Origin of the sequence: Nocardioides sp., from assembly GCF_035703625.1 — a bacterium.
GTDB lineage: Bacteria > Actinomycetota > Actinomycetes > Propionibacteriales > Nocardioidaceae > Nocardioides.
Genome location: NZ_DASSXS010000049.1, coordinates 1 through 11062, shown reverse-complemented (window position 1 = coordinate 11062; position 11062 = coordinate 1). Strand labels below are relative to the sequence as shown.

Sequence of the window (11062 nt, the reverse complement as noted above, 5' to 3'; positions counted from 1 at the left end):
CCGGTGCGCTCGAGCTCGTTGAGCAGGGTCGCCATGATCCGCGTGCCGGTGGCACCGATGGGGTGCCCGAGCGAGATCCCGCCGCCGTTGACGTTGACCCGCTCGTGCGGCGCCCCGGTCTCCTTCATCCACGCCAGGACCACCGAGGCGAAGGCCTCGTTGCACTCGAAGAGGTCGATGTCCTCGATCGTGAGCCCGGTCCGCTCGAGGGCGTGCCGGGTCGCGGCGATCGGGCCGGTCAGCATCCACACCGGGTCGTCCCCACGGACCGAGAGGTGATGGATCCGGGCCCTCGGGGTGAGGCCGTGTTCGGTGACCGCACCCTCGGAGGCGATCAGGAGCGCCGAGGAGGCGTCACAGATCTGCGACGCCATGGCCGCGGTGATCCGGCCGCCGGGGGCGAGCGGGTCGAGGCCCGCCATCTTCGACAGCGTGGTCGACCGTGGGCACTGGTCGGCCGCGAAGCTCGACCCGTCGGGCAGCTCCACCGGCTCGATCTCGTGGTCGAACCGGCCTTCGGCATTCGCGGTCCAGGCCCGCTCGTGGGAGGCGAGGGCGAACTCCTCCATCTCCTCGCGGCCGATGTCCCACTTCTCGGCGATCAGCTCGGCCGACCGGAACTGACTGACCTCCTGGTCGCCGTACCGCGCCAGCCAGCCGGGCGACTCGGCGAACGGCGTCGTGAAGCCGTACTGCTGGCCGACCAGCATCGCCGCCGAGATGGGGATCGCGCTCATGTTCTGCACGCCACCGGCGACCACGAGGTCCTGGGTGCCCGACATGACCCCCTGGGCGGCGAAGTGGACCGCCTGCTGGGAGGAGCCGCACTGCCGGTCGATGGTCACGCCCGGGACGTGGTCGGGCAGGCCCGCGACCAGCCACGCAGTTCGTGCCACGTCCCCGGCCTGGGAGCCGATCGTGTCGCAGCACCCCATGATCACGTCGTCCACGGCACCCGGGTCGACGCCGGTACGCCGCATCAGCGCCTCCAGCACGTGGGCACCGAGGTCGGCGGAGTGAACGTCGGCGAGCGCGCCGCCGCGCTTGCCCACGGGCGTGCGGACGGCGTCGACGATGAAGGCGTCAGGCATGTCAGGTCTGCTTTCGGGTTCCGGGGTTTCGAGTCTCGGGCGCGGGGCGCGCTCGCACCTCAACCTCCGGCGGGGTGGAGATCCCGTCGAGGAGGATGGTCAGGTACTGGTCGGCGATGTCGTCGTGGGTGAGCGGGCCGCCGGGGTGGTACCACCGCACGGCCACCCAGACGGTGTCGCGGATGAACCGGTAGACGAGCTCTACGTCGAGGTCCTTGCGCAGGGCGCCGGACTGCACGCCCTCGTGGAGCAGCGTCATCCAGACCTGCCGGGACTGGGCGTGCCGCTCGGCTAGGTAGCCGAACCGCTCGAAGGACCCGAGGTAGTCGGCCTCGTTCTGGAAGATCGCCACCTCGTCCCGGTGCTGGTCGATCGCCTCGAAGGACAGCCGGACCGCCCGCTCGATCTTGGTCCGGGCCTCGTCGTCACTGGCGATGACCTCGTCGTAGCTGCCGAAGAGCTCCTCCTGGAAGGTGGAGAGGATCTCGTCGACCATCGACTCCTTGGAGTCGAAGTGGTGGTAGAGGCTGCCCGACAGGATCCCGGCCGCGTCGGCGATGTCACGGACCGTGGTGTTCTTGAAGCCCTTCTCGGCGAACAGGCCCGCGGCGATGCCGAGCAGCTCGGTCCGCCGGGTCGCGGTCGCCTGCACCGACTCAGGCATGCTGACTGCTCACGGAGACGACCTCACCGGTCAGGTACGACGCGTAGTCGCTGGCCAGGAACACCATCACGTTCGCGACCTCCCACGGCTCGGCGGCCCGGCCGAAGGCCTCGCGCTGCTCGAGCTCGGCGAGCAGCTCGTCGGAGGTGACCTTGGCCAGGAACGGGTGCATCGCCAGGCTGGGCGACACCGCGTTGACCCGGATCCCGTGCGGGGCGAGGTCGAGGGCCGCACAGCGGGTCAGCGCCATCACCCCGGCCTTGGCCGCGGCGTAGTGCGCCTGGCCCTCCTGCGCGCGCCACCCGATCACCGAGGCGTTGTTGACGACGACGCCGCGCTTGCCGTTGGCGATCATCGACGCACTGGCGGCGCGGACGCAGCGCATGGTGCCGGTGAGGGTGATGTCGATGACCTTGTTCCAGTCCGCGTCGGAGATCTCGGTGATCGAGGCGGTGCCTCCCAGGCCGGCGTTGTTGACCATGACGTCGACGCCTCCGACCTCCTCGGCCGCACCGAGCAGCTCGAGCACCGCGACGTTGTCCGTCACGTCGCAGACCCGGGTGGTGACCCGGTCGGCCCCGAACTCCGCGGCCAGCTCCTCCCGGGCCTCACCCAGCCGGCGCTCGTGGGTGTCGCTGACCACGACGTGGCGCGCGCCCTCCTCCAGCACCCGGCGTACCACCGCCGCGCCGATGCCGGCACCCGCCGCGGCGGTCACCACCACCACCTTGCCGGCGAGCAGGTCATGGCCGGGCACGTAGTCGGGGGCTGCCTGCCCGAGTCGTGGGGCGGTCATCCGCTCGCTCATCCCTTGGGCTCCTTCGGCAGGTGGAGGACTCGTTCGGCGAGGATGTTGCGCTGGATCTCGTCGCTGCCGCCGTAGATCGTGTCGGCGCGGGAGAAGAGGAACAGTCGCTGCCACGGGTCGAGGTCGTACGGCGCCCCGCGCACGGTCAGCCCGTCCGGCCCGGCCACCGCCATCGCCAGCTCGCCGAGGTCCCGGTGCCAGTTCGCCCAGACCAGCTTGGCGATCGACGCGGCACCGCCGCCGGAGGAGGAGCCCTCCCCCGCGACCGTTGCCGAGAGACCGCGGAGCGCGTTGAGCCGCATCACCTCGAGCTCGACCCTCGACCGCGCCAGCCGGTCGCGGATCACGGGGTCGTCGAACGCGCCGTTGTCCTTCGCCAGTGCCACGACACCGTCGAGCTCGCGCGCGAACCCGACCTGCTGGCCGAGCGTGGAGACGCCGCGCTCGAAGCCGAGGAGTCCCATGGCCACCCGCCAGCCGTCCCCCGGCTCGCCGACGACGAGGTCGGCCGACGTACGGGCGCCGGTGAAGAAGACCTCGTTGAACTCCGAGTCGCCGGTGAGCTGCTCGATGGGCCGGATCTCGACGCCCTCCTGGTCCAGCGGCACGAGCAGGAACGACAGCCCGTGGTGACGGGTGGAGCCGGGCTCGGTCCGCGCCAGCACGAAGATCCACGCGGCGTCCTGCGCGTTGGACGTCCAGACCTTCTGGCCGTCGATCACCCACTCCTCCCCGTCGAGCCGCGCCTTCGTCTGCACGTTGGCGAGGTCGGAACCGGCCCCCGGCTCGGAGTAGCCCTGGCACCACAGCTCCTCGACGGCCCGGATCCCCGGGAGGAAGCGCTCCTTCTGGGCGTCGCTGCCGAAGGCGATCAGGGTCGGCCCGAGCAGCTCCTCCCCGAGGTGGTTGACCCGGCTCGGTGCGTTCGCCCGCGCGTACTCCTCGTGGAAGATCACCTGCTGCATCAGTCCCAGCCCGCGGCCGCCGTACTCGGTCGGCCAGCCGACGCAGGTCCAGCCGTGCTCCGCGAGGTGACGGTTCCAGGCGAGCCGGTCCCCGTACGCCTCCTGCTCGCGCCCCGAGCCGCCCAGGCCCCGCAGCGTGGCGAAGTCGCCAGTCAGGTGCTCCTCGAGCCAGCCCCGCACGTCCGCGCGGAACCGCTGGTCCTCGTCGGAGTAGGTCAGGTCCACGGGTGGTAGCCTACCAAGCAAATGTTTGGTTTGGACGACGCGACCACGCTCCCCCGTGTGCTGCGCGCTGCCGCGGGGCGGTACGGCGACCGGCCGGCCTACGTCGATGACGGCCGGACCGTCTCGTTCGTCGAGCTCCACCGCCGGGTGAGGAACGTGGCACGAGCCCTGATGGACTTCGGGTTCCAGGCCGGCGACCGGGTCGTGATCTGGGGGCCCAACCGCGTGGAGTGGGTCGTCGCGGCTCTGGCCAGCACCTACGCGGGAGGCACGCTGGTGCCGGCCAACTCGCGCTACACGGCCCACGAGGTGGCGGAGCTGGTCGACCGCTCCGGCGCGACGTGGGTCTTCCTCGACGATGGGTTCCTGGGCGGCCACCAGTTCGACGAGCTGTGCGACGCCTCCGACCTGCCGTCGGTGAGGTCGATCTTCACCTTCCGGATGCACGCGACCGAGGCCCGCATCGATGTCGCGGCGCTCCAGTCGATGTACGTGGACATCCCCGAGGCCGCCGTCGAGGCCAGGGCGGACGCCGTCACCCCCGACGACGTGGCCGACATCCTGTTCACCAGCGGCACGACCGGTCGCCCCAAGGGCGCGATGAGCGCGCACCGGCAGACCATCGGGGTCGCGGCCGCATGGGCGGAGCTCGGCGGCGTCACCGCCGACGACCGCTACCTGGTGGTCAACCCGTTCTTCCACTCCTTCGGCTACAAGATCGGGATCGTGGTCGGTCTGCTGACCGGCGCCACGCTCTACCCGATGGCCACCTTCGACGTCGACGAGACGATGCGGCTGATCGCCGCGGAGCGGATCACCCTCCTCCCCGGCGCGCCGACCATCTACCAGTCGCTGCTGGCCGCACCGAACCGCCACGACTTCGACCTCTCCTCGCTGCGCCTGGCGGTGACCGGTGCAGCGGTGGTGCCGGTGGTCCTCATCGAGCGGATGCGCGCGCCCGCACCCGAGGGGCTCGGGATCGACCACGTCGTCACCGCCTTCGGGATGACCGAGGCGGTTGTCGCCACGATGTGCCGCGAGGACGACCCGGCGGAGATCGTCGCCACCACCTGCGGCCGGGCCGTCCCCGGCATGGAGACCCGGATCGCGGTGTCCGACGAGAACGCCCCCGACGGCGAGGCCGGCGAGCTCCTGCTCCGGGGCGACCACGTGATGCTGGGCTACCTCGACGACGAGGAGGCCACCGCCGAGGCGATCGACCCCGACGGCTGGTTGCACACCGGCGACGTCGGCACGCTCGACGCCCAGGGCAACCTGACGATCACCGACCGGCTCAAGGACATGTACATCTCCGGCGGGTTCAACGTCTATCCCGCGGAGGTCGAGCAGGCCCTCGCCCGTCTCGAGGGGGTCGACGACGTCGCCGTGGTGGGCGTCCCCGACGAGCGGTTGGGTGAGGTCGGCAAGGCGTACGTCGTCGGCTCGGCCACCCCGGACGAGGTGATCGCGTTCGCCAAGGCGCGTCTGGCCAACTTCAAGGTGCCCCGCCTCGTCGAGGTGGTCGACGGGCTCCCCCGCAACCTGTCCGGCAAGGTGCTGAAGAACCAGTTGAGGGACGCCTGATGGATCTCGACCTCTCCGAGTCCGAGCTCGCGTTCCGCGCCGAGGCCCGCGCCTGGCTGAAGGCCAACGTGCCCGCCGAACCGCTCCCCTCGATGGACACCGAGGCCGGCTTCCGGGCCCACCAGGAGTGGGAGGCGAAGCTCGCCGAGGCGCGCTGGTCGGTGGTGTCGTGGCCCACGGCGTACCACGGCCGTGAGGCATCGCTGGTCGAGTGGGTGATCTTCGAGGAGGAGTACTACCGCGCGGGCGCGCCCGGACGGGTCTCCCAGAACGGGATCTTCCTGCTCGCTCCCATCCTGTTCGACCACGGCACCCAGGAGCAGCAGGACCGGTTCCTGCCGTCGATGGCCACCGGGGAGCAGGTCTGGGCGCAGGCCTGGTCGGAGCCCGAGGCCGGGTCGGACCTCGCCTCGCTGCGCTCCACGGCCACCCGGGACGACGAGCGGGGCGGCTGGCTGCTCAACGGCCAGAAGACGTGGTCCTCCCGGGCGTCGTACGCCCACTGGGGCTTCGGCCTCTTCCGTTCCGACCCTTCCGCCCAGCGGCACGCGGGACTGACCTACTTCCTCTTCCCGCTCGGCGCCGAGGGGGTCACGGTCCGGCCGATCGCGCAGCTCGACGGCGAGGCGGGGTTCGCCGAGATCTTCCTCGAGGACGTGTTCGTGCCCGACTCCGACGTCCTCGGCGAACCGGGGGACGGCTGGCGGGTCGCCATGAGCACCGCGGGCAACGAGCGCGGCCTGTCCCTGCGCTCCCCGGGCCGGTTCTGCGCGGCCGCCGATCGGCTGGTGGAGCTCTGGCGCGAGCGTGGCGACGATCAACCCACCGCGGCCGATCGCGTCGCCGACGCGTGGATCAAGGCGCAGGCCTACCGGCTCTACACGTGGGGCACCGTCACCCGGCTGGCCGCGGGCGGCGACATGGGCGCCGCCGGCTCGGTCAACAAGGTCTTCTGGTCCGAGCTCGACGTCGCCCTGCACGAGACCGCCCTCGAGCTGCTCGGCCCCGAGGCCGAGGTCGAGTCGGCCTGGACCGACGGCTACCTGTTCTCGCTCTCGGGCCCGATCTACGCCGGCACCAACGAGATCCAGCGCAACATCGTCGCCGAGCGGCTCCTCGGGCTGCCCCGCGAACCGAGGGGGCAGAACCGATGAGGTTTGAGCTCACCGACGACCAGCGCGCCTTCGCGTCGTCGCTGGACCACCTCCTGGGCGATGCCGACGCCGGAGGCATCGCCCGCGCGTGGGCCGACGGCGACCCGGCGCCCGGCCTGAAGCTCTGGGCACGCCTTGCCGAGCAAGGTGTCAGCTCACTCGCAGTGAAGGACTCGGGCGCCTCTCCAGTCGACCTCGCGGTCGCGTTCGAGCGCCTCGGCTGGTGGGCGGTGCCCGGGCCCTGGGTGGAGTCCGCGGCGTATCTGCCGGTGGCGCTGGCAGCCGACAACTCGGAGACGATCGGCACCGTGGCGGTCCCGCCGCACGTTCCACATGCACTCGACGCCGACATCTCGCAGCACGTCTTTCTCGTCCGGGAAGACAAGCTCTACCACGCCGGAGTCGGGATGGCGCACCGGTCCGTCGATGGAACCCGGAACCTCTTCGACGTCTCCCCGGACGACCAGGTGGGAGCGGGTGATCTGGCCTACGCATTCGACCTCGCCGTCCTCGCCACCTCGGCGCAATTGCTCGGCTGCGGCGAGCGGTTGCTCGCCGACTCGGTCGAGTACGCGAAGCAGCGGCGGCAGTTCGGTCGCGAGATCGGCTCCTACCAGGCGGTCAAGCACGCGCTGGCCGACGTGCGGATCGCCCTCGACTTCGCCCGGCCGCTCGTCCACGGCGCCGCCGTCGCACCCTCGGCGCGCGACGTGTCGGCCGCCAAGGTGGCTGCGGGGGACGCGGCGTACCTCGCCTCCCGGGTGGCCCTGCAGGTGCACGGCGCCATCGGCTACACGCGTGAGTACGACCTGTCCCTGTGGATCACCAAGGTCCGGGCGCTGGTCGGCGCCTGGGGGACGCCCTCGTTCCACCGGCGCCGGGTCCTGGAGAGCCTGTGATCGAGTTCGGGCTCAGCGAGGAGCAGCAGGAGCTCGCGACCACGCTCCGGGCGCTGCTCGACAAGCGTGCCGACAGCGCCGCCGTCCGGGCCGCGATGGCCGGCGAGAGCGGGTACGACGACGACCTCTGGAGGACCCTGTGCGAGCAGATCGGCGTGGCCGCGCTCGTGGTCCCGGAGGAGCAGGACGGGGTGGGAGCCACCCTCTTCGAGGCCGCGGTGGCGATGGAGGAGCTGGGACGGTCGCTGGCGCCCAACCCGTTGCTGGCCACCACCATCGCCACCGCTGGTCTGCTGCTGCACGGCTCGGACGACGCGCGGAGCGACCTGCTCCCCCGGCTCGCCGCGGGTGAGGTCGGCACGCTCGTCTGGGACGCCCCGGCCGGGCCCGGGCTGGTGCTCGACGGCGCGGCTGCCTCGATCGTCCTCGAGATCGCCGGGGAGGAGCTGCGCCTCCTCGACGACCCCACCGTCACCGTTCGCCCGGCACTCGACCCGACCCTGCGGCTGGCCGAGGTGACCGGCACCGGACGACCGGTCGGCCGCGTGGACGACGACCAGCCGTTGCGCGACCTCGCCACCGCGCTGGTGACCGCGCTCCAGCTCGGCTGTGCCCGGCGGGCCCTCGACATGACCGTGGCCTACACGCAGGAGCGGGTGCAGTTCGGCCGCCCCATCGGCTCCTTCCAGGCCCTCAAGCACCGGATGGCCGACCTGCTGGTGCTGCTGGAGATGACCCGGTCCGCCTCATGGGCGGCGAACGGTGCCGCGTCGTCGTACCTGCAGAAGCCGACGGCCGAGCGGGCCGCGACCCTGCACGAGCGCGCGACCGTGGCCAAGGCCTACTGCTCCGACGCGCTCGCCCGGATCGCCGGCGAGACGATCCAGCTCCACGGCGGCATCGCCATCACCTGGGAGCACGACGCCCACCTCGTCCTCAAGCGCGCCCACGCGCTCGGGCAGCTCTTCGGCAGCGCGGGAAAACACCGGGCCACCGTGGCAGGCTGGTGACGTGGACGACCGGTCACCGCACCCGCTCCGCGTGTTCCACGCCAACGAGCTCGTCACCGCCGACCCGACGGCGGGCATGATGCGCGAGCTCGCGTTCGAGGTGCCACAGCTGTGGGCCGGCAAGGTGACCACGGCCCCCGGGGCGGTCTCCGGCTGGCACCACCACGACCGCAACCAGACCAGCCTGTACGTCGTCTCCGGCATCCTGCGCCTGGAGTTCGAGGGCCGGGCCGAACCGCTCGACGCCCGCCCGGGCGACTTCGTGCACGTCCCGGCCTGGACCATCCACCGGGAGAGCAACCCCACCGACGAACCGTCCATCGCGATCATCGCCCGCGCGGGTGGGGGCATCCCCACGGTCAACGTGGACCGGCCTCCCCCACCGCACGCGTGAGCTCGGGGAGGATGCTCGCATGAGCGACGTCGAGGGCGAGGACCTGCGGGGCGCGCGGTACGTCGACTGCCGGTTCGACGGCACCGAGTTCCGCGAGGTGACGATGGTGGGCACGCGGATCATCGGGTCGGTGCTGATCGACGTCGAGATCGACGCCCTGGTCCGCAACGTCACGGTCAACGGAGTCGACGTCGTTCCCCTCGTGGAGGCGGAGCTGGACCGACGGCACCCGGAGCGGATCGCGCTCCGGCCCACCGACGTCGCCGGGGTGCTGGCGGCCCTGGATGTCGTGGACGCCTTCTGGTCGCCCACCATCGAACGCGTGCGCGCGCTGCCGGAGGCCATGCGGTACGAGCGGGTCGGTGGCGAGTGGTCGTTCGTCGAGACGCTGCGCCACCTGGTCCACGTCTATGACGGCTGGTTCGGGCGGGCCGTGCTCGGCGAGGGGGAACCGTTCAGTCCGCTGGGGCTGACCGCGTCGTTCCTCGACCCTGCCGACTTCGGCATCGACCCCGGCCTGCGGCCGGCCCTCGACGAGGTGATCGCCGCCCGGGAGCGACGTCAGGAACAGGTCCGCGAGCACGTCCGGGCTCTGGACGAGGATGCGCTCACCGCGCCGCTCCCGACCCACGACGTCCAGGGCTTCCCGCCCGAGGAGGAGCGCTCCACGCTCGACTGCCTGAGGGTGATCCTCGACGAGGAGTGGGCGCACCACGGCTTTGCCGTGCGGGATCTCGCCCTGCTCACGACCTGACGGGGGCGGACACCTCGCCCCGTCGCCGAGCATCCTCCAGCGAGGCTGGCATGCTCGATCCATGGAGATCGGGAGGGTCCGCGAGTGGAACGACGAGGAGGCCTGGGGCGTCCTGGACTCCGCCGGAACCCCCGGCGGCTGCTTCGTCAGCTTCGGCAGCATCCGGATGGAGGGCTACCGCACGCTGCGACCCGGCGCCACCGTGCACTTCGAGTTCGAGCCGGCACGACAGGACGGCTACGACTTCCTCGCCACCGCCGTCTGGCCCGAGGGGGTCGAGCCCGGGTCTCCTGACCCGGTTCCACCCGAGGGGCCCGGTCCGGGCTACTCCAGCAGCGTCGAGATCGACGGCCGCCCGGCCGGTTGATCAACCGCGCAGCGCCGCCCGGATCGACGGGGCGGCGAGGGCGACCACCTCGTCGACCGACGCGGAGGCGATCGGCTCCACCTGGATCACGTAGCGCGCCATCGCCAGCCCGATCAGCTGCGAGGCCACCAGCTCCAACCGCATCGCCGACGCCTGGACGCCGGTGACCCGCGCCACCGGGTTGACCGCCGCCCGGTTCACCACCCGGTAGAGGGTCCGGCCCGCCCGGGCGCTCCCGACGGAGCCCTTGACCATCCGGACCATCGCGCTCCGGGTCCGGGGGCTCTCACAGAGCGAGAGGAAGCGACGCAGGAGACGGACGGCGAAGTCGCGGGTCGGGTCGTCGGCCACCGGTGCAGCCTGCCAGAGTCGGCCGGTCGCCCGGTCACGGGCTCAGCCGTCGGTGGTCCGGTAGGCGCCCCGGTAGAACAGCAGCGGTTCCCCGTCGCGGGTGGCGTCGAGGTCCTGCACCCGCCCGATGACGACGTAGTGGTCGCCGGTCTCGTGGACCGCATGGATGGTGCAGTCGACGTACCCCAGCGCCCCGTCGAGCAGCGGCGACCCGGTCTCCGGCGTGGCCGACCAGCCGAGGCCGGCGAACTTGTCGACCCCACGGCTCGCCATCGCGGCGGAGACCCGCTCCTGGTCGGCGGCCAGGAAGTTCACGCAGAACCGCCCCGAGCGCTGGATCGCCGGCCACGCGCGCGAGGTCTTCGCCGGAGAGAACAGGACCAGCGGCGGGTCGAGCGAGACGGACATGAAGCTCTGGCAGGTCATGCCGACCGGCTCCCCCTGGCTGATCGCCGTGACCACCGTGATGCCCGTGGCGAAGCGGCCGAGCACGTCGCGGAACCTGCGCGCGGCCTGCGCCTGCTCCTCCGTGTCGACGTGGATCGTCTCGCCGGGCCGGAGCTCGAAGTCGAAGTCGCCGAGGAACGACTCGATCAGCTCCCGGCTCGGCCAGGTCTCCCGCGCGTCGGGACGCATCCCCTCCGGGACCTCGCCGTCGGGGCCACTTCGATCGGGGCCACTTCGATCGGGCACTGCGGGACCGGCCACGAGACGCGAGTCTGTCACCTGTTCCCCACGCTGAAGTCGTGGCCCCAGTAGGAGACCGCCGTGCTCTCGCGGGCCACCCACTTCTCGT

13 protein-coding genes are annotated in these 11062 nt (G+C 71.7%); 7 read left to right on the top strand and 6 right to left on the bottom strand.

Features of this window, described 5'->3' with window-relative positions:
• The 4 genes from VFN12_RS02300 to VFN12_RS02285 all read right to left on the bottom strand — a co-directional run.
• Nucleotides 1-1091 (bottom strand): acetyl-CoA C-acetyltransferase (locus VFN12_RS02300; RefSeq protein ID WP_325116936.1); only part of this gene is annotated, 1091 nt, incomplete at its 3' end.
• 1 nt (nucleotide 1092) lies between these two features.
• A complete protein-coding gene (locus tag VFN12_RS02295) occupies nucleotides 1093-1755 on the bottom strand; it encodes a TetR/AcrR family transcriptional regulator (protein WP_325116935.1) in 663 nt (220 codons plus the stop codon).
• Entirely contained in the window at nucleotides 1748-2563 is an 816-nt protein-coding gene (locus VFN12_RS02290) for an SDR family oxidoreductase (RefSeq protein ID WP_325116934.1), read from the bottom strand. The genes VFN12_RS02295 and VFN12_RS02290 overlap by 8 nt, the downstream gene beginning before the upstream one ends.
• Nucleotides 2560-3753 (bottom strand): acyl-CoA dehydrogenase family protein, encoded by a 1194-nt coding sequence (locus VFN12_RS02285; RefSeq protein ID WP_325116932.1) that lies wholly within the window; start codon nucleotides 3751-3753, stop codon nucleotides 2560-2562. Before VFN12_RS02285 ends, VFN12_RS02290 begins: the two co-directional genes overlap by 4 nt.
• 21 nt (nucleotides 3754-3774) lie before the next feature.
• Between VFN12_RS02285 and VFN12_RS02280 the strand changes: the two genes are divergently transcribed.
• From VFN12_RS02280 to VFN12_RS02250, 7 genes are all read left to right on the top strand, one after another.
• A complete protein-coding gene (locus VFN12_RS02280) occupies nucleotides 3775-5337 on the top strand; it encodes a FadD3 family acyl-CoA ligase (RefSeq protein WP_325116931.1) in 1563 nt (520 codons plus the stop codon).
• Nucleotides 5337-6491 (top strand): acyl-CoA dehydrogenase family protein, encoded by a 1155-nt coding sequence (locus tag VFN12_RS02275; RefSeq protein ID WP_325116930.1) that lies wholly within the window; start codon nucleotides 5337-5339, stop codon nucleotides 6489-6491. Before VFN12_RS02280 ends, VFN12_RS02275 begins: the two co-directional genes overlap by 1 nt.
• Nucleotides 6488-7390 (top strand): acyl-CoA dehydrogenase family protein, encoded by a 903-nt coding sequence (locus VFN12_RS02270; RefSeq protein WP_325116929.1) that lies wholly within the window; start codon nucleotides 6488-6490, stop codon nucleotides 7388-7390. Before VFN12_RS02275 ends, VFN12_RS02270 begins: the two co-directional genes overlap by 4 nt.
• Nucleotides 7387-8400: an acyl-CoA dehydrogenase family protein gene (locus VFN12_RS02265; RefSeq protein WP_325116928.1), complete on the top strand. Its 1014-nt coding sequence runs from the start codon at nucleotides 7387-7389 to the stop codon at nucleotides 8398-8400. Before VFN12_RS02270 ends, VFN12_RS02265 begins: the two co-directional genes overlap by 4 nt.
• A 1-nt stretch (nucleotide 8401) precedes the next feature.
• Nucleotides 8402-8794, top strand: coding sequence for a cupin domain-containing protein (locus VFN12_RS02260; protein ID WP_325116927.1), 393 nt, complete (start codon nucleotides 8402-8404; stop codon nucleotides 8792-8794).
• Between the two features lie 19 nt (nucleotides 8795-8813).
• Nucleotides 8814-9548, top strand: a complete 735-nt coding sequence (locus VFN12_RS02255) for a DinB family protein (RefSeq protein WP_325116926.1) — start codon at nucleotides 8814-8816, stop codon at nucleotides 9546-9548.
• A 61-nt stretch (nucleotides 9549-9609) separates the two neighbouring features.
• Entirely contained in the window at nucleotides 9610-9915 is a 306-nt protein-coding gene (locus VFN12_RS02250) for a hypothetical protein (protein WP_325116925.1), read from the top strand.
• Here the strand turns inward: VFN12_RS02250 and VFN12_RS02245 are convergent, their stop codons facing one another.
• Both VFN12_RS02245 and VFN12_RS02240 read right to left on the bottom strand, forming a co-directional pair.
• The gene (locus VFN12_RS02245) at nucleotides 9916-10266 is read right to left on the bottom strand and encodes a hypothetical protein (protein WP_325116924.1); all 351 of its coding nucleotides are present in this window, start codon (nucleotides 10264-10266) and stop codon (nucleotides 9916-9918) included. It abuts the gene before it with no gap.
• 42 nt (nucleotides 10267-10308) lie between these two features.
• On the bottom strand, nucleotides 10309-10902 hold the full coding sequence (locus VFN12_RS02240) for a flavin reductase family protein (protein WP_325116923.1): 594 nt from the start codon (nucleotides 10900-10902) through the stop codon (nucleotides 10309-10311).
• Between the last annotated feature and the right edge of the window lie 160 nt (nucleotides 10903-11062).

Coding starts and splice junctions, on each gene's coding strand:
- VFN12_RS02295 (WP_325116935.1), bottom strand. CDS start 1,755: ATGCCTGAGTCGGTGCAGGCGACCGCGACCCGGCGGACCGAGCTGCTC.
- VFN12_RS02290 (WP_325116934.1), bottom strand. CDS start 2,563: ATGAGCGAGCGGATGACCGCCCCACGACTCGGGCAGGCAGCCCCCGAC.
- VFN12_RS02280 (WP_325116931.1), top strand. CDS start 3,775: ATGTTTGGTTTGGACGACGCGACCACGCTCCCCCGTGTGCTGCGCGCT.
- VFN12_RS02275 (WP_325116930.1), top strand. CDS start 5,337: ATGGATCTCGACCTCTCCGAGTCCGAGCTCGCGTTCCGCGCCGAGGCC.
- VFN12_RS02270 (WP_325116929.1), top strand. CDS start 6,488: ATGAGGTTTGAGCTCACCGACGACCAGCGCGCCTTCGCGTCGTCGCTG.
- VFN12_RS02255 (WP_325116926.1), top strand. CDS start 8,814: ATGAGCGACGTCGAGGGCGAGGACCTGCGGGGCGCGCGGTACGTCGAC.
- VFN12_RS02250 (WP_325116925.1), top strand. CDS start 9,610: ATGGAGATCGGGAGGGTCCGCGAGTGGAACGACGAGGAGGCCTGGGGC.
- VFN12_RS02240 (WP_325116923.1), bottom strand. CDS start 10,902: ATGCGTCCCGACGCGCGGGAGACCTGGCCGAGCCGGGAGCTGATCGAG.